Source organism: Type-D symbiont of Plautia stali (assembly GCF_001485335.1).
Classification (GTDB): domain Bacteria; phylum Pseudomonadota; class Gammaproteobacteria; order Enterobacterales; family Enterobacteriaceae; genus Pantoea; species Pantoea vagans_C.
This window is the reverse complement of record NZ_BBOC01000003.1, coordinates 48,486-65,066: the sequence shown is the minus strand read 5'-3', so window position 1 is coordinate 65,066 and position 16,581 is coordinate 48,486. Positions and strand designations below refer to the sequence as shown.

Annotated in this window: 17 protein-coding genes; 5 read left to right on the top strand and 12 right to left on the bottom strand. The window is 53.6% G+C overall.

The genetic code is table 11. The features are described 5' to 3' along the window. Positions 1-180: 180 nt before the first annotated feature. The gene (locus PSSD_RS01745) at positions 181-471 is read left to right on the top strand and encodes an Rdx family protein (RefSeq protein WP_058969066.1); all 291 of its coding nucleotides are present in this window, start codon (positions 181-183) and stop codon (positions 469-471) included. A 77-nt stretch (positions 472-548) separates the two neighbouring features. Here the strand turns inward: PSSD_RS01745 and PSSD_RS01740 are convergent, their stop codons facing one another. From PSSD_RS01740 to PSSD_RS01695, 10 genes are all read right to left on the bottom strand, one after another. Further along, positions 549-1,427, bottom strand: coding sequence for a LysR family transcriptional regulator (locus PSSD_RS01740; RefSeq protein ID WP_058969065.1), 879 nt, complete (start codon positions 1,425-1,427; stop codon positions 549-551). 70 nt (positions 1,428-1,497) lie between these two features. Continuing rightward, positions 1,498-2,220 carry a DUF554 domain-containing protein gene (locus PSSD_RS01735; protein ID WP_058969063.1) on the bottom strand — a complete coding sequence of 241 codons (723 nt, stop codon included), beginning with the start codon at positions 2,218-2,220 and terminating at the stop codon, positions 1,498-1,500. A 10-nt stretch (positions 2,221-2,230) separates the two neighbouring features. Then, complete coding sequence (locus PSSD_RS01730) at positions 2,231-2,809, bottom strand: UbiX family flavin prenyltransferase (RefSeq protein ID WP_072214933.1); 579 nt, start codon at positions 2,807-2,809, stop codon at positions 2,231-2,233. Between the two features lie 11 nt (positions 2,810-2,820). Further along, entirely contained in the window at positions 2,821-4,302 is a 1,482-nt protein-coding gene (locus PSSD_RS01725; RefSeq protein WP_058969058.1) for a UbiD family decarboxylase, read from the bottom strand. A 207-nt stretch (positions 4,303-4,509) separates the two neighbouring features. Beyond that, a complete protein-coding gene (locus PSSD_RS01720; RefSeq protein WP_058969056.1) occupies positions 4,510-5,049 on the bottom strand; it encodes a PadR family transcriptional regulator in 540 nt (179 codons plus the stop codon). Positions 5,050-5,139: 90 nt separating this feature from the next. After that, on the bottom strand, positions 5,140-5,922 hold the full coding sequence (locus tag PSSD_RS01715; RefSeq protein ID WP_058969054.1) for a siderophore-interacting protein: 783 nt from the start codon (positions 5,920-5,922) through the stop codon (positions 5,140-5,142). Positions 5,923-5,939: 17 nt separating this feature from the next. Beyond that, a complete protein-coding gene (locus PSSD_RS01710; protein WP_058969052.1) occupies positions 5,940-6,665 on the bottom strand; it encodes an SDR family NAD(P)-dependent oxidoreductase in 726 nt (241 codons plus the stop codon). A 10-nt stretch (positions 6,666-6,675) separates the two neighbouring features. Continuing rightward, a complete protein-coding gene (locus tag PSSD_RS01705; RefSeq protein WP_058969050.1) occupies positions 6,676-7,119 on the bottom strand; it encodes a GlcG/HbpS family heme-binding protein in 444 nt (147 codons plus the stop codon). Between the two features lie 321 nt (positions 7,120-7,440). Continuing rightward, positions 7,441-7,614: a hypothetical protein gene (locus PSSD_RS01700; protein WP_235589171.1), complete on the bottom strand. Its 174-nt coding sequence runs from the start codon at positions 7,612-7,614 to the stop codon at positions 7,441-7,443. 219 nt (positions 7,615-7,833) lie between these two features. Continuing rightward, a complete protein-coding gene (locus PSSD_RS01695; RefSeq protein WP_039327187.1) occupies positions 7,834-8,700 on the bottom strand; it encodes a helix-turn-helix domain-containing protein in 867 nt (288 codons plus the stop codon). Between the two features lie 395 nt (positions 8,701-9,095). On the opposite strand from PSSD_RS01695, the gene yghX reads away from it, so the two are divergent. Further along, positions 9,096-9,986 (top strand): YghX family hydrolase, encoded by an 891-nt coding sequence (gene yghX / locus PSSD_RS01690; RefSeq protein WP_058969047.1) that lies wholly within the window; start codon positions 9,096-9,098, stop codon positions 9,984-9,986. A gap of 386 nt (positions 9,987-10,372) precedes the next feature. On the opposite strand, the gene PSSD_RS01685 is transcribed toward yghX, so the two are convergent. After that, complete coding sequence (locus PSSD_RS01685) at positions 10,373-10,741, bottom strand: winged helix-turn-helix transcriptional regulator (protein WP_039327183.1); 369 nt, start codon at positions 10,739-10,741, stop codon at positions 10,373-10,375. Between the two features lie 101 nt (positions 10,742-10,842). Here PSSD_RS01685 and PSSD_RS01680 point away from each other — a divergent pair, with 101 nt between their 5' ends. Together PSSD_RS01680 and treF are read left to right on the top strand one after the other, a co-directional pair. Beyond that, positions 10,843-11,697: an SDR family oxidoreductase gene (locus PSSD_RS01680; RefSeq protein ID WP_058969045.1), complete on the top strand. Its 855-nt coding sequence runs from the start codon at positions 10,843-10,845 to the stop codon at positions 11,695-11,697. A gap of 444 nt (positions 11,698-12,141) precedes the next feature. Beyond that, on the top strand, positions 12,142-13,800 hold the full coding sequence (gene treF / locus PSSD_RS01675; RefSeq protein WP_058969158.1) for an alpha,alpha-trehalase TreF: 1,659 nt from the start codon (positions 12,142-12,144) through the stop codon (positions 13,798-13,800). 67 nt (positions 13,801-13,867) lie between these two features. Here the strand turns inward: treF and PSSD_RS01670 are convergent, their stop codons facing one another. Continuing rightward, complete coding sequence (locus PSSD_RS01670; protein WP_039327176.1) at positions 13,868-14,689, bottom strand: alpha/beta fold hydrolase; 822 nt, start codon at positions 14,687-14,689, stop codon at positions 13,868-13,870. A 214-nt stretch (positions 14,690-14,903) separates the two neighbouring features. Here PSSD_RS01670 and PSSD_RS01665 point away from each other — a divergent pair, with 214 nt between their 5' ends. Next, positions 14,904-16,493, top strand: coding sequence for an MFS transporter (locus PSSD_RS01665; protein ID WP_058969043.1), 1,590 nt, complete (start codon positions 14,904-14,906; stop codon positions 16,491-16,493). Positions 16,494-16,581 lie beyond the last annotated feature (88 nt).

Here is a 16,581-nt window from a genome sequence, read left to right as displayed (position 1 = left end):
AAAAAACGCGATATGCGTTAAAAAACCGTAAAATGTGTGGACTTATTTTATGTAATAAATAATTTCGTCAGGAATGTAATGCAATTGGTAATCATTATCAATAAACTTTACACTAAGATGTATCTTAGACCGCACAATTTGTTAACTTGTTTATAATCAATAATTAAGAAGAGGCATGTTATGTCGCAAAAACCGGCTGTGACCATTTACTACTGCACTCAGTGCAACTGGCTGCTGCGATCGGCGTGGATGGCGCAGGAGTTGTTACATACTTTTGCTGAAGACTTAAGCGCAGTGACGTTAAAACCGGGTACTGGTGGTGTGTTTGAAATCAGTATCGATGGTCAGGTGATTTGGGAGCGTAAGCAGGAAGGCGGATTCCCGGATGCGGCGGCGCTGAAGCAGCGCGTGCGCGATTTCTGCTGGCCCGACCGCGAGCTGGGGCATGTGGATAAGAAGAAGCCTGGCTAATCGAGGTGCGCGTGAATGCGCCCACAACATTCCGCACCATACATTTGTAGGGTCGCCATTAATGGCGACCCTACAAATTAGCCCTCTGCCTCATGTTTCTGCGGCCATAACAGACGATCCTGCGCAGTACTCAGCGTCACAATGGCGGGATGATAGATGGCAAATGACTCCGCTAACGGGCATACCATGTATTTACCTTGCTGGCTGGGCACAAACTCTGAGCGTGGCATAAACGCCGCTCCTTCAAACCCCTGCTCCATCATCTCCAGCACCAGCCGGGGTTCCGACACCTTGATGCTGATATTGACCTGACTCAGACTGCTGAACAGCTTATTGCGCAGCATTTCATAGGTACCCTCGCCGCCAATACGGTGTAATAAAATCAGTGGAATACCGCTGAGATCGGCGAAATTGAGGGTTTTTCCCGCCAGCATGGCGCTGTAATGTGCTGAAACCACGGTAATTGTATCGATAGGTTGCAACTCGCGTACAAACCAGGGTTGACGGTCTTGAGGTATCTGCATCAGAGCGATATCCACACTGTGATCGATCAGCATTGCTTCCAGATGACTGGAATCAGATACCACGACGTTGATGTCCCATTCGGGGCGGTTTTGGTAATAATCCATCAGGATCGGCGTGAAGTAGCGCAGATAGAGGTAGGAGATACCGATTGTAACGCGGCGCTGTTTACGTGTGGCGATGGTCACTGTCTGTCGCTGCAAACTGTTGACCTGGCTGAGAATATCGCAGGCGCGACGATAGAGAAAACTGCCCGCCTCAGTCAACACCATGGCGCGCGATGTGCGGGTAAATAAGGGAGAACCGATCTCCTCTTCCAGCTCCTGCAGGCGCTTTCCCAACGGCGGTTGTGCGATGTTCAATAGCTTCGCGGCTTTACTGATCGAGCCCTGTTCCGCTATCGTGCAAAAATAGTGCAATCGTTTCAGATCCATGGTGCCTCCACGCCTTATTCGCGCTTATTTTAACATGGTCAAAATCGATCCAACCGCGCTGAACGCAAGCTTAGTGGATATAACTGCTCCACAAATGACTCACCGGCATCACCAGCACCAACGCCGGTAACATGTTGGCCACCGGGAAGGATTTAATCCCCGCGATACGGAAGCCTGCTGCCAGCATTACAAACCCGCCAGCCGCCGTGAAGTCGCTCATCATCGGTACCGTGGTGTGCGGCATAATCAGCACAGCAGCTGAAGCCAGCACCAGTTGTACCAGCAACTGTGGCACAGCAATAACCGCCACCGCATACCCCAGCAGCGTGGCAAAAATCGCCGCCGTGAAGATATCCATGATCGATTTCACCAGCAGGATGTTGGCATCGTGCGTCATGCCTTCGGTCATGGCACCAATAATGCCGGTACCACTGGCACAGAACAGCACCATGATCGCCACATACTTCTCGGTGAACGCTTCACCGCTCAGGCCGCCTTCGGCGGGCTGGCTTTGAAAGCGGCTCACCAGCCCTTTCGCCAGATTTCCCAACCGGCCAATCTTCTCCTCCAGATAAACCAGTTCACCGATGGCGGCTCCGAGGATCAGCGCCAGGATCACCGCAGGCATACTGTGGATCTTACCGATCAGCACAATTCCGAGGCCCATCGACGACAGGCCGAAGGTCATTGGCAACGCGACGCGCAGCCTTTCAGGCACTTTGGTGCCGAGAAAAGCGCCCACCAGCCCGCCAATCAGCACGGCACTGCCGTTGACAAAGGGTCCCACTACCATAATTTTCTCCTTACTTATTGTTGTTATTTTCACCCCAGCGTTTGAGATTGCCCACGTCGAGATCGAACAGATCAAGGGCGCGCGCCACACTGTGATGCACCATCTCATCCACCGACTGCGGCTGCTGATAGAAGGCGGGAACCGGAGGGTAGATAATGCCGCCCATCTCGGTCACCGCCTGCATATTGCGGATGTGTGCCAGATTGAGCGGCGTTTCACGCACCATCAGTACCAACCGACGCCGTTCTTTGAGAATCACATCAGCTGCACGCGTCAGTAGATTACTGGTCAGCCCATGAGCAATCGAGGCCAACGAGTTCATTGAGCAGGGCGCAATCAACATCCCGAGAGTCTTGAAAGATCCGCTGGAGATAGAAGCCCCCAGGTTGCTGATGCTGTGAACCTCATCGGCTAAATCCACCACATCCTGCCGTTGCCAGTGGGTTTCCATTGAGCGTGTCACTTCTGCGCCCTTGGTCACCACCAGATGCACCTCGACATCTTGATCGCGCAGCAGATGCAACGCCTTCATGCCGTACTGAAACCCTGACGCGCCGCTGATGCCGACGATAATCCGCCTTCTGCTCACTGCCACCTCACTTACTCAAAATCGGGTAGAAAACGTTTCACATCGACTTCTTTGAACTTCGAACGTTCGAAATGCGCTTTCATATGCCACGGCACGGTGCAGTCAAAAATGGTTTTGCAGGTCACACCCTGCTGGCTGATGCTCGCGCTGTACTCTGGCACCTGGGAAGGATCGAGCGGATGGCAGCGTACGCCAGGAATGGTGAGGGTGTCGACATCGCCTTGATAGCGAGTTTGCATTGCCCACAGAATGTCGTCGGTGTCGAACACATCCACATCGTCATCCACCAGGATCACATGCTTGAGTTCAGAGAAAGCGGCAAAAGCGATCAGGGCTGCCTGACGCTGACGCCCTTCATCCACCGCCGATGACTTTTTGAACTGGATCACCGCCAACAGCTTGCCACCGCCGGAAGTGTGCGCATTGACGTTCAACACCCTGCCAGGCATTGCACGATCCAGCATATCGAGAATGCTGGCTTCAGTTGGAATACCCGCCATGCTGACGTGTTCACCACTGGGGCCAAGCGTGGTTTGCAGGATCGGGTGTTTACGGTGGGTCACGGCTTTCACTTTGATCACCGGTAACTCGGCTTTGGCTTCGCCGGTATAGCCCGGAAATTCCGGCATCGCTTTGCCGGTATTGGTGTTCTGATCCTCCCGTACACGCACGTTTGGCAGTAGTTCACCTTCAATCACGATCTCCGCATGAGCAATGGCTTTTTCGTTGATGCTAACGCAAGGGGCCAGTTGAACCGGATAACCGCGCAGCGCACCGGCAATGCTGAGTTCGTTGAAGCCAAGAGGCGTGGTGGGCGGTTCAAAGCAGGCGGCGATCTCAATCGCGGGATCGACACCGATACTGATGGAGATTGGCAGTGGCTTCCCGGCCTGCTCGGCTTTTTCACGGAAAGCATCAATGTGGCGGCCAGGCGTTAACCACATTGAGAGTTCGTCACGGCTTTGAATGCACAGGCGATGAATGGTGATATCGGATTCATGGGTGTCAGGATCGGAGGCGTAGCACATGCCCATGGTGAAATACGGACCAGCATCCTCTTCGGTGTTGGTCGGTGCAGGTAACAAAGTACGCAGATCAAAGCCAGGATCTTCGGCGTAGTGCACCACTTCCTGACAAGCCGGTTTGGTGCTGGTCACCACTGGCGCGATGGCATGATGAACCGAATCTTTCAGCAGGAAGCCGAGTTTTTCTGGCGGACAGTTAAGCAGATGGCCGACACGCTCACGCGTTGACATCAATCCGGTTACCACCCGCACATCCGGGAAGCCTTTCACCTTATTGAACATCATCGCCGGGCCTTTGCGCGTAGGACGTTCGCAAGTGCCACCCGCCCCGACATAGCGATAAACACCCGAAAGCTCAGCGTGGGGATCGACTTCAGTATCAGTGCTGACAAACTCACCTTTGATGCCGGTCAGTAAGGCAATCGCCGAGCGCAGATCGTGTACGGCTGGGGTTTTGGTTTCAGACATATTTCTCTCCATAAACGCGTTAACTGCAATGGAGAAAAAGTAGCGCTAAATAAAAAGGGGGGAAACTACCGTTTATATTTATCAGCTAAACCTTTTTGGTATGGCTGTAATAATTCATGTTGAGTTGTTTTATTTTTATTAATTTAAAACAGAAAAATTAACACATGAAAGAATAAAAAAAGCGCGATAAATCGCGCTGTTATGCTGTTAACTATTGGCGATTTTTTCGGTGGCTTCGTTCAACGCATTAATCACCACCTCAAGCGCTTCAGGCGAAATATCTTCCTGCGCCAGACGATGATTCAAGGTATGTCGAATATTATGGATGGCCTGTTCCATTTTCGGAATACTGCGATTATTCACCAGAATGGCTAACGAAGTCAGGCGCTCAATAATAGTCGCAACATTGTCGACATTCTCGGCTAATAATGCCCGACCACCGTTGTTAAGCGCATAGGCTTTACGAGACGCATGGGCATCCACGACGCGGATAGCATCCATCTCTTCCAGAAGCGTTAAGTTGGGATAGATAATGCCTGGGCTTGGCGAGTACTCCCCTTTCGACAGCTCTTCAACCGACTTGATCAGCTCATAGCCATGTGCCGATCCGTTCGCCAGGAAGTGCAACATCAATAAACGGATATCACTGGCGTCCAGCATCCTTTCTCGTCGCTTTTTACGCGCACCTGCACAGATTGCACGCTGTGCATTTTCGGACTGCCATGGAAAATCCCGCTGATGTTTCATTGCCTTCCCTGAGGTCAATTAAGGGAGGTTGATAGTAGTCTGCCGCCTGGCAAAATTCAACACAGGCGGCAGCGGGCGCGGTGAAGTCAGTTATTTCTGATGCCAGTAAGCCACTGCACGCACGAAGTCGGTATGAGCACCACGACGCTGCGTGAAGTAGTCGCTAAGCAGCTTCACCGCCTCACCTTCACCGGTCAGCCAGATAAAATACTCTTCTGCTGGCAGCGAGATCTTATCCAGTTGCGCAATCAACGGGCCCAAATTATCCACCTGCATCGTACCGCTGCCTAACCAGGTCACCTGCACGTTTGGCAAGTCTCCCAGGTAATCACGTCCGGTGTTTTCATCGGCAAACGCCAGCAGATGAATCTGCTGCGCCTGCATTTCAGCATAACGGCGCTTGAACGCGGGCAGACCGGTTTCATCGCAGACATAAATCTGGCAGGCGTAATCGACCGGTACCACGCAGGAACCCCGAGGACCGCCCATGGCGATTTGGTCACCCGGTTTAGCATCATTGGCCCAACTGCTGGCCACGCCGCCATCATGGATGTAGAAGTCGAGCGTCAGCGTATCAACGCCGTTAAAGGTCAGCGGGGTGTAATCACGCGCGGTAGGACGCACCCCGCCCGGCCAGACAATGCCTTCCTCGGTCATCTGCGGCAGAGCCAGCGCACTGCCCGCGTTTTCCGGGAAAAACACCTTGATGTGATCGTCATACGATGGCGAGTTAAAGCCCGCCAGATCGCTGCCGGTAAATTCGATACGCCAGAAAACGCCGGCGATTAAGGTTTTACTCGCCACGGTGATATGACGAAAACGCAATTCATTGCGTACGCGCTGCGGCGCACGATCGTTAGTGGTGTTTCGCAAGTGTCATCTCCTGTGGATCAGCTCAGCATAATGCCGCCGTCCACCGCAATTTGTTGTCCAGTGATAAAGTCGTTTTGGATGAGAAAGAGGTATGCGCTGGCGAGTTCATCAATTTCTGCCGTGCGCTTCAGCGGGATAATCTCAGCAAAGTGCTGACGCGTTTGCTCAACCTGCTCTTCATCCTGATGTCGCCAGAATGGCGTGACTGTCCAAGTCGGTGCAACACAGTTTACACGCGCTTTCGGTGCCAGTTCCGCTGCCAAACCTTGTGCCAGCGAAACGATGCCCTGATTGCCGACATAGCTGGCACAGGCATTCTGCGCCCGCCCACCCGTGCCCGCCGTAAAGGTTATCGATCCCCCCTCGCGGATCTTCTCGGCCGCCAGTTTGCCAATCAATACATTCGTCAGAAATTTGGAGTGAATGACTTTCTCAATCAGCGACATGTCAGCATTGAGAAAACCGCCCCCCATCGCATCACCCACCATTGAAACCAGGTGGTCGAAGGGCTTGATCTGCCCAAAGGCCTCACGCAACGCCGCGTGGTCATGCGCATCCACTGCCAGGATCGACACGTTCTCGCCCTGTTCAAGCAACAGCGACTGCGCTTGTTGCAAACGCTCTTCATTCCGACCAACCAGCGTAAATTCGGCGCCAAGTGCTGCTGCTTGCTGTGCCACCTTTAACCCAATGCCAGAGCTGCCGCCAAATACCACCAGATGCTTATTCTGCAAACTTGCCATTGTTGTGTCCTTACAATACCGCCAGCGCTTCGGCAGCCGTTTCCGCAACCTGTGAGTCATTGGCACCATGCGCCCCACTCACGCCTACTGCACCCACGACTTCGCCGTTCAGCCAGAGTGGAATACCGCCTTCCAGCGGTGTCACACCGGGCGTGGCCAGAAAACTGGGGCTGCCTGCATTAATAAACGTCTCAAACTCCTTCGATGGCGCGCGCAGTAGTGCTGCTGTACGCGCCTTACCCAGTGCAACGGTGGGACTGATGCCTATAGCCTTGTCGCTGCGATCCAGACTCACGATTTCGCCCGCACGATCCACCACTGCCACACTGATATGCCAGCCATACTCAGCGGCAGCCTCAAAGGCGGCATTAATCACCACTCGCGCCGCTGCCAATGAAATTGAGTGGTATGAGTTTGCCAGCGCACTGCTGGCCGATGCTGATTGTTTATCCATAATTTTGCCCCGTACCGGACGTCAGAAGTCCGCGCATGAATCAAATGTTATCGAAAATCATTCTCATCTGACAGGCGTTAGAATAGTTATGATATATCTTCAGCGCAATGCCGAAAAATGCTAAATCCCAGTGCGCATGAATGCGTACCCTACGAAAACCATGCACGAAAGTCGTAGGGTTGCCATTGATGGCTACCGAAATGCTATTGGGTGGAGTAGCGCATCTATATGCGTCGTAGGGGCGAGCCTTGGCGCGCGGCCTTATAGCCGCACCCTACAGAGATTGGGGTGCAGAGATAGGTAACTTAAATCGGGCAGGGATCAGGCTTGATGGTTGGTGCAGTTAACGAAACTGTTATCTTCCTGAGTGTGCTGCGGCAGTGGGTTATCGCCCACGATTTCGTGCTGCTGGCAGTGTGATTGGTGCGGATGCAGCCCGCCTGGCGGTGAGAATGGCTCAGCCATCTGTGCACTTGCCAGCGAGGAAAACGCCACAAGCGCTGTCATGAGAAACAACGGTAGAAGTCGCATAATTTTTTCTTTTTCACTTTAAGGTTCGGAGCGAACCGGGAATGCAGGTGATTATCCAGCCTGATGTGAGGCGGCTGGAGTTTTACGCGGCCAATCAGGTTTCAATGAAGGATTTTACGCCAGTTACGGCAATGATTTTATAAAATCGTGCGGTTAGTCACAGTAAACCGCACGATTTATGCATTAACAGATCGAGACTGGAATGTAGAACGTGCCTTGCAGCAGATCAGGTGTGCTGTATTTCAGATCCAGCTTAAGCAGGTCTTTGCCTGCACGACGGGCCACACCTAACGCAGGCAGATGGTTGTAGTAGATCTCAGCCGTAAAGGCGTTGATCTCTTCCGGCGTACCGTGCCAGTCAATCTCCGCATACAACCCGCTTTCCCCGGTCCAGTTCTGCACGTTGCGCGGCAGTACATCGGCATACTGACTTTCCAGCGCCTGGAACAGACTGATGTGCTGCTGATCGGCAGAATTGACGCCTGGGCTGAACTGGAAGCCTAACCAACCCCGGCTGACGTGCTTACCGGCAAAGGAGACAAAATCGCGCGTATGTTGCGCCACGACTTGGTTGTGATGGTCGATGTATTCGCCAAAGCGGCACTCCCACTCGATCACTTCACCACACAGCTGCAGCTCAGGCTTCTCGGCCAGACGTGCATTGACCCATGAACGCTGGGTGGAGATGCGGCTGTGGAAATCCTTCATCAGCATTTCTGGAATGCGACGATAGGCGCCAGGCGTCATGGAGAAGTGGCTTTTGAACACCCGGGTGAAATTTTGTTGGTTATCAAAGCCAAAGCGCACGGCAATATCAATGAGCGGCATACTGGTCAATTTCAGCGCCATCGCTGACATGGTCAGGCGACGTTTACGCGTATAGGACGCCAGTGTCTGGCCGGTCATCTCTTTGAACATGCGCTGCATGTGCCATTTGGAGTAACCAGATTTCAGGGTAATCAGATCGATATTAAGCTCATCGGTCAGATTTGCCTCTATCCAGTCCACCAGATCGTTGATGTACTGTTTTTTTAGATTCAGGCTGAGCATGATTTTTTTGATCGAGTGATAAAGGTGAAGGATTTGCGCGATTCGTCACATAAATATAACAAAAACGTATTACTAACGTAAGGAAGAGTAAAGGTAACGCAGCGGGAAAAGCATTAATTGCTTAGGTGACTAATGTTTAATGGTCAAATTGGGCGCGTTTAAAATGTGAAATGCCCGTCAAAAATTAGGGTTTTGCCTGAGATCGCCGCGTAGCGTATGCATTATTGTGCACCAGGAAACCATGACCTACGCCTCCGTAGTACGCTCGCCACCATACGAAACGGTAATACCTTCACGTTATGCCTTAACCCTTTGCGGCAAGCTATTTGCAAGTGTTAACCCGCTGTGCTTTTTTAAAGCAGCAAAGCAAACGGTTAATCAGCGAAGGAGAGGTTATGACCCGTCTTACCGCACAGGATTTTCCCCAGGAACTGCTTGAGTTGTACGACTACTACGCGCACGGCAAGATCAGCAAACGCGAGTTCATCACGCTTGCCGCTAAATTCACCATTGCCGGTATGACCGGTGCCACGTTACTCAGCGCCATGAGCCCCAACTATGCGCTGGCGCAGCAGGTGGAGTTCACCGATCCCACTATCAAACCCGAATACATTCACTACCCCTCGCCGCAGGGGCACGGTGAAGTGCGTGGCTATCTGGTGCGCCCCGCCAACGCCACCGGCAAAGTGGGTGCCGTGGTGGTGGTGCACGAAAATCGCGGGTTGAACCCTTATATTGAGGATGTCGCACGCCGCGTGGCAAAAGCCGGTTATATCGCGCTGGCACCGGATGGCCTGAGTTCAGTGGGCGGCTACCCCGGCAATGACGAAGAAGGCCGCGCCCTGCAGGCGAAAGTCGATCCCACTAAGCTGATGAATGATTTTTTTGCCGCTGTCGATTTTCTGATGCATCACGAAGAAGGCACCGGCAAAGTCGGCATCACCGGGTTCTGTTACGGTGGCGGTGTCGCCAACGCGGCGGCCGTAGCATTCCCCGAACTGGCCTGTGCCGTGCCCTTTTATGGCCGCCAGCCCAAAGCCGAGGATGTGCCGCGCATTAATGCCCCGCTGCTTTTGCACTACGCGGCTTTAGATAAGGGCATCAATGAGGGTTGGCCAGCGTACGAAGCGGCGCTAAAGGCTAACCATAAAACTTATGAAGCCTATGTTTATCCGGGTGTGAATCACGGCTTTCATAATGACTCGACCCCGCGCTATGACAAAGCCGCAGCCGAGCTGGCGTGGAGCCGGACGTTGGGTTGGTTTGAGAAGTATTTGCACGGGTGACGTATGTGTAGCGGCTTGATATATCAAGTATTCGTTAAGCAGCGATGTTGCTGATCAAAATGCGATAAATCGCGCCGCTATATTTAATGCTTGTTAGTTAAGCGACTGATGATAACGCCGTCTGGAGCCCCCTCAGGGTTATCCGCAGCGCTGAGACTTTTACGTTGGGCCAGGAGCCCCACGCGGGGAGGCGTGGGGCAGTTCGCGGCCGACCATGGATGGTCATCCGCGAACGGTCCGTCCGGCACGACGTGGAAGTCGAAGGCACCGCTTCAGCGGCGCGAGGACGGCCCAGAGGGGGCAGTAGTGGCGGCAGAGCCCGCACTGAAAAGACAGGCCACTTATCAATAAGCAGCCTGAGTTCTTAAATGACCAACATTACGCCGCTACTCCGCGTTTTCTTTCACAATTCGATGTACATTGCTCTCCAGCCAGTCGGCAAGGCCAATCACATGGCCCTCGACCTCATGACCCAGCGGCGTCAGACGATATTCCACGTGTGGGGGCACCACCTCATAAGCCATGCGCTCAATAAATCCGTCCTCTTCCATATAACGCAGCGTTTGCGCCAGCATGCGTTCACTCACGCCACCAATCTTGCGGCGCAACTCACTAAAACGCAGCGTTTCTTCGCGCAGCGCTAATAATACCAATACGCTCCAACGGCTGGTAATGCGCTTAAGTACATCACGCGATGGGCAGTTGACGTTCAGTAACTCACCGCGAATAAATTTTTTACTCAGCTTTTCAGACATTTAATCAGCCTTCTTCAAACTAACAAATCTGTAAGTACTTACTAAAAGTTAGTTTATCCCCTACGCTGTTTTCATACCAGCTCAAACTGAAGGAGAACATCATGATTGCGATTACCGGTGCCACTGGCCAGCTTGGCCGTTTAGTGATTAACGAGTTACTGAAAAAAGTCCCTGCCAGCGAAGTGATTGCGGCGGTGCGTTCCCCTGAGAAAGCCGCAGACCTGAAGGCATTAGGCGTGACACTGCGTACCGCGGATTACAGCAAGCCAGAAACATTGCTGAGTGCTTTTAGCGGCGTGGACAAAGTGCTGCTGATCTCCTCTAGCGAAATCGGTCAGCGTGAAGCGCAGCACAAAGCCGTGATTGATGCAGCGAAAGCGGCGGGCGTGAAGTTCATCGCTTACACCAGCCTGCTGCATGCCGATACATCACCACTTGGCTTAGGCGTTGAGCATCGCGCGACCGAAGCCCTGCTGAAAGCATCCGGTGTGCCGTTCGCCCTGCTGCGTAACGGGTGGTACACCGAAAACTACGCCGCCAGCATTGCGCCTGCTTTGGTCCATCACGCCTTTATTGGTTCTGTGGGCGAAGGTCGTATCGCTTCTGCATCACGCGAAGATTATGCCGCTGCAGCAGCAGAGGTGATTAGCCGTGACGATCAGGCAGGCAAAGTATACGAACTGGCTGGCGACGACAGCTACACGCTGGCTGAATTCAGCGCTGAGATTGCTAAACAATCTGGTGAGCAAGTGGATTACATCAACCTGCCGCCTGCCGAGTTTGAAGCGGCGCTGAAAGGTGCAGGTTTGCCTGAGGGTTTGGCTAAACTGCTGGCGGATTCCGATGCCGGTGCGGCTAAAGGCGGATTGTTTGACGACAGCCGTACGCTGAGCAAGCTGATTGGCCGCCCGACCACGCCCTTTGCGGATGTGATTAAGGCGACGTTGGCGAAGTGAGGTGCGGGTTTGATGCCCTCACCCTGACCCTCTCCCACAGGGAGAGGGGATTGATCGAGAGAGTTATCAGGCCGGCATTCTACTTAAACATCGCAACTAACTGTCCCCTCTCCCGCTTGTGGGAGAGGGTCAGGGTGAGGGCATCAGACAGCCCGCCTCCCCCGCCTCGTTTGCCATCAATTGATCAATCAAAATGGCGATTTTAAACCTTGTGATGGCGATTTTCTTATTTACAGATAATTCTGCACGCTAATTTAAACCTTCATTTAAAACACCGCTTTCATTTCCTGAAATATAGTCCGTTGTAATCCCTGAAAATTCACCGAAAAACCCGATCCATCGACAAGATTTATTACGTTCATAGATATTTTGCATTGTTGTCACGCCTTGTCAGCAAGATATAATTTGGTCTTTACGCAACCGGGACTTTATCAGGAGGCCGCTATTAATACATTCAACCAGCAACGCAACGCTTTCGAGGATCGACGCGATGATGCTGAACTGGAGTATCAATACGATCCCCACGAATTTACCCGCGAAGGAATGCAGGATTCAGAACCGGAGCCGGAGCTGATTGAAGGTCTGCCCGCGCCGGATGCGCTGACGCCTGCCGATCGCTATATGGAGTTGTTCGAGCATGTACAAATGTCGCGTATATTTCCGGATGGCAAAACCTTCCCCGACTGCGCGCCAAAATTCGATCCGCTGGATATATTAATCCGCTATCGCCGCCGTAAACGCACGGCAGAATTTGATCTCGAAAAATTTGTGCATGACCATTTTTATTTACCGCAGGTAAATGAGAGCTTCTATGTTTCGAATCCGGACAAAACGCTGACGGAACATATTGATGAACTCTGGCCGGTGTTAACCAAAATGCCGCAGCAGCATTTACCGCACTCTTCATTACTGCCTCTGCCGAGACCTTACGTGGTGCCAGGCGGACGCTTTGGTGAGACCTATTATTGGGACTCCTATTTCAGCATGCTCGGCCTCGCTGATGCCGGGCGTGACGATCTGCTGCGCGACATGGCCGATAACTTCGCGTGGCTGATTGATAACTACGGCCATGTGCCAAACGGTAACCGTACCTATTACCTCAGCCGCTCACAGCCGCCAGTGTTTGCTCTGATGGTTGAGCTGTTCGAGGAAGACGGGATTCGTGGGGCAAAACGCTATCTCGACCAGTTGATGAAGGAGTATCAATTCTGGATGGATGGCGCAGGTGAGCTGATGCCGCACCAGGCTTATCGCCATGTGGTGCGCATGCCCGACGGTTCGCTGCTTAATCGCTACTGGGATGATCGTGACACGCCGCGTGATGAGTCGTGGATGGAGGATGTGGAAACCGCCAGCAAATCCAGCCGACCGGCTAATGAGGTGTACCGCGATTTGCGAGCGGGAGCCGCCTCGGGCTGGGATTATTCGTCTCGCTGGCTGCGCGATCCGCATCGTCTGGCGAGCATTCGCACCACGCAGTTTATTCCGGTCGATCTCAATGCGTTCCTGTATAAGCTGGAGTTGATGATCTCCACGCTGTCACATGCCAAAGGCGAAGAGTTAACCGCGCTGGCATGGCAGAAAAAAGCCGATACGCGCAAACAAGCCATCCATCGTTATCTGTGGGACGGCACGGCAGGTGTATACCGTGATTACAACTGGCGCGATGAACGCTTTGGTGCCTTTACGGCTGCTGCGGTTGTTCCGTTGTTTCTTGGGCTGGCGACGCCGGAGCAGGCGCATCTGCAAGCCGTGGCGTTACGCCAGTTGCTGTTGACCCAGGGTGGCCTGGTGACGTCGATGGTAGAAAGCGGTGAACAGTGGGATAAACCCAACGGCTGGGCGCCGTTACAGTGGATGGCAGTTGTCGGATTGAACCATTACGGTGAAGAGACGCTGGCGACAGAGATTGCCGTTAACTGGCTCACCACGGTGAAAAATTTCTATTCACTGCATCATAAGCTGGTGGAGAAATACGACATCAGCGGCGATCGTGCCCGTCCGGGTGGCGGCGGTGAATATCCGCTGCAGGATGGGTTCGGCTGGACCAACGGCGTGACGCGTCGGTTGATGTCGATGTATGGGCATTTGCTGGCGGATTAAAAAAAGTGCGCATAAATGCGCACCTTACGTATCCGTTCTGTAAGGTCGCCATTGATGGCGACCTTTTTCATGCACGCTGCAAAAATGCCAGCAAATCGTCGTTTAACTGATCCTGATGCGTCACCGCAAAACCGTGCGGGCCATTCTCGTAAACCTTCAACTCTGAGCCCTTAATCATCTCATGCACCAGCTTCCCGGTGGCTTCAAACGGCACGATCTGGTCGTTACTGCCGTGGATCACCAGGGTAGGCACATCCACTTTGGCAATATCCGCACGGAAATCTGTCTCAGAGAAGGCGGTGACACAATCCAGAGTGCCTTTCAGTGAAGCCAACAACGCAATATTCAGCGTCTGCGTCATGACGCCATCCGAGATAGTTTGACCGGCATTGGCGCCGTAGAACGGAGTGGCAAAGTCTTTGATAAATTGCGCACGGTCTTTCAACAAGCCGGCTTTAATGCCGTCAAAGACCGCTTTTTCCACCCCTTCAGGATGATCATCTGTCTTACCAAAGATCGGTGTCACCGCACCAAGCAGCACCAGCCCTTTCACTTTTGCCGTGCCATAACGCCCGATATAGCGTGAAACATCCCCGCCGCCCATTGAGAAGCCCACCAGCGTGACGTCGTCTAACTGCAGATGTTCGATCAGCGCATGAATGTCATCAGCAAAGGTATCGTAATCGTAACCTTCCCAAGGCTGCTCTGAGCGACCAAAGCCGCGACGGTCAAAAGCAATGGCACGATAGCCACGTTCAGCCAGGAAATTCAGCTGGCTGTCCCACATATCGGCATCCAGCGGCCAACCGTGGCTGAACAATACGGGCTGACCTTTGCCCCAGTCTTTGTAGTAGAGGTTAACGCCGTCTTTTGCTTTGAATGTGCTCATGTTTTTGCTCCGTTAAGTGAGTGATGTTGTGTCTGCCAATCAAGCTACATCGAACTATCGGGAAAACCTAAAGCAGAGATTTTGACAACTTGTTCAAAGATTTTTGCCCTGCCCAGCTGTTAAAAAGCCTGGACAAGTTGGCCGATTTTTCCGCTATCAAGCAGACCTCGGGCTTCGTAAGGTGCAGCTATCGCACACTGACAGGAACATGATGATGAGCCAGCAACCTTCTACAGCATCGCGCGGCGGTGCCTTCTCTCCCTTCGGATACGGGCTATTCGCCCTGATCTGGACCGCCTCGGTACTGGGTAACACCGGCAGCTTTATTCGCGACGTTGCCAGCGCCTGGCTGGTGACCGGATTATCCGATAACCCCACCGCCGTGGCGTTGATGCAAACGGCGGCCACCCTGCCGGTATTTTTACTGGCGCTGCCTGCGGGCGTGCTGTCCGATATTGTTGACCGCCGCCGCCTGCTGATTGTGGTGCAGCTGCTGATGGCCAGCGTCAGCGGGACCTTGCTGCTGCTCTCGCACAACAACTGGCTCACCGTCGAGTGGCTGATCGGCCTGACCTTCGTTGGCGGCATCGGCGCGGCGCTGTTTGGTCCTGCATGGCAGGCGATTGTGCCGGAACTGGTGCCACGCCATGAGCTGAAAAATGCCGTGGCGCTTAACTCTTTGGGCATCAATATTGCCCGCGCAATCGGCCCCGCAACCGGCGGTTTACTGCTGGCAAGTTTAGGCGCTATGGCGGCCTACGGCGCCGACGTGGCGAGTTATTTTTTCGTTATTGCCGCCCTGCTGTACTGGAAACGTCCGGCGAAAGCAAAAACCGAACTGAATGAGCATTTCTTTGGTGCCTTCCGCGCTGGCCTGCGCTATGTCAAAGCCAGCCGCGAGCTGCACCGCGTCCTGCTGCGTGCAGCACTGTACTTCGCCTTTGCCAGTGCTATCTGGGCGCTGCTGCCGTTGGTGGCGCGCACCATGCTGCACGGCACCGCCGGATTTTATGGATTGCTGTTGGGTGCGGTGGGTGGCGGTGCGATTGCTGGTGCGCTGTTGCTGCCACGTTTGCGTAGCACGCTGAGCAACGATGGCCTAATGCTGCTCTCTGCGGTGTTGAGTGCGCTGGTGATGCTGGCGCTGGCCATGAGCCCGCCGCAGTGGCTGGCACTGCTGTTGATGCTGGTGTTGGGCGTGGGCTGGATTATCGCGCTCACCACCCTGAACGGTGTGGCACAGGCGGTATTGCCCGACTGGGTGCGCGGCCGTGGCTTGGCAGTCTATCTGATGGTGTTCAACGGCACGCTGGCGGGCGGGAGTCTGGCCTGGGGCCTGATTGCTCAGCAGCTGGGTCTCGCAACGACCTTGCTGATTGCCGGTGCAGGTCTGGTGATCAGTGGCCTGTTGCTTAAACGTCTGGCACTGCCCGCTGGAGAAGCAGATCTGCAACCGGCACAGCACTGGGCCGATCCGGTGGTGCATGAAGAGGTGGATGTGCGTCATGGTCCCGTATTGATCCAGATTCGCTACCGCGTACCACAGGAAGACCGCGCAGCGTTCAAACGCGCTATCCACAAGCTGGCGCAGTCTCGTCGTCGCGATGGTGCCTATTCGTGGGGATTGATGGAGCAAACCGATGACCCGACAGCCTTGTTAGAGTGGTTTATGGTCGAGTCATGGCAGGAGCATATGCGTCAGCACCAGCGTGTGTCTCACGCTGATGCCGAACTACAGCAAGCGGTACTGCAATTCCATCAGGGTGATGATGCCCCGCAGGTCAGCCATCATATTGCGATTTAACGTTGCGATCGCGCGGCGATAACGTCACGGTCGCCATAAATGGCGCCCCTACATCGTAGGGTGCGCATTTATGCGCATCAAGAAACGC

Bases quoted from the DNA above. Each gene is read 5' to 3' on its own strand.
- PSSD_RS01745 (WP_058969066.1), top strand. From the start codon at position 181: ATGTCGCAAAAACCGGCTGTGACCATTTACTACTGCACTCAGTGCAAC.
- PSSD_RS01740 (WP_058969065.1), bottom strand. From the start codon at position 1,427: ATGGATCTGAAACGATTGCACTATTTTTGCACGATAGCGGAACAGGGC.
- PSSD_RS01735 (WP_058969063.1), bottom strand. From the start codon at position 2,220: ATGGTAGTGGGACCCTTTGTCAACGGCAGTGCCGTGCTGATTGGCGGG.
- PSSD_RS01725 (WP_058969058.1), bottom strand. From the start codon at position 4,302: ATGTCTGAAACCAAAACCCCAGCCGTACACGATCTGCGCTCGGCGATT.
- PSSD_RS01720 (WP_058969056.1), bottom strand. From the start codon at position 5,049: ATGAAACATCAGCGGGATTTTCCATGGCAGTCCGAAAATGCACAGCGT.
- PSSD_RS01710 (WP_058969052.1), bottom strand. From the start codon at position 6,665: ATGGCAAGTTTGCAGAATAAGCATCTGGTGGTATTTGGCGGCAGCTCT.
- PSSD_RS01705 (WP_058969050.1), bottom strand. From the start codon at position 7,119: ATGGATAAACAATCAGCATCGGCCAGCAGTGCGCTGGCAAACTCATAC.
- PSSD_RS01695 (WP_039327187.1), bottom strand. From the start codon at position 8,700: ATGCTCAGCCTGAATCTAAAAAAACAGTACATCAACGATCTGGTGGAC.
- yghX (WP_058969047.1), top strand. From the start codon at position 9,096: ATGACCCGTCTTACCGCACAGGATTTTCCCCAGGAACTGCTTGAGTTG.
- PSSD_RS01685 (WP_039327183.1), bottom strand. From the start codon at position 10,741: ATGTCTGAAAAGCTGAGTAAAAAATTTATTCGCGGTGAGTTACTGAAC.
- PSSD_RS01680 (WP_058969045.1), top strand. From the start codon at position 10,843: ATGATTGCGATTACCGGTGCCACTGGCCAGCTTGGCCGTTTAGTGATT.
- PSSD_RS01670 (WP_039327176.1), bottom strand. From the start codon at position 14,689: ATGAGCACATTCAAAGCAAAAGACGGCGTTAACCTCTACTACAAAGAC.
- PSSD_RS01665 (WP_058969043.1), top strand. From the start codon at position 14,904: ATGAGCCAGCAACCTTCTACAGCATCGCGCGGCGGTGCCTTCTCTCCC.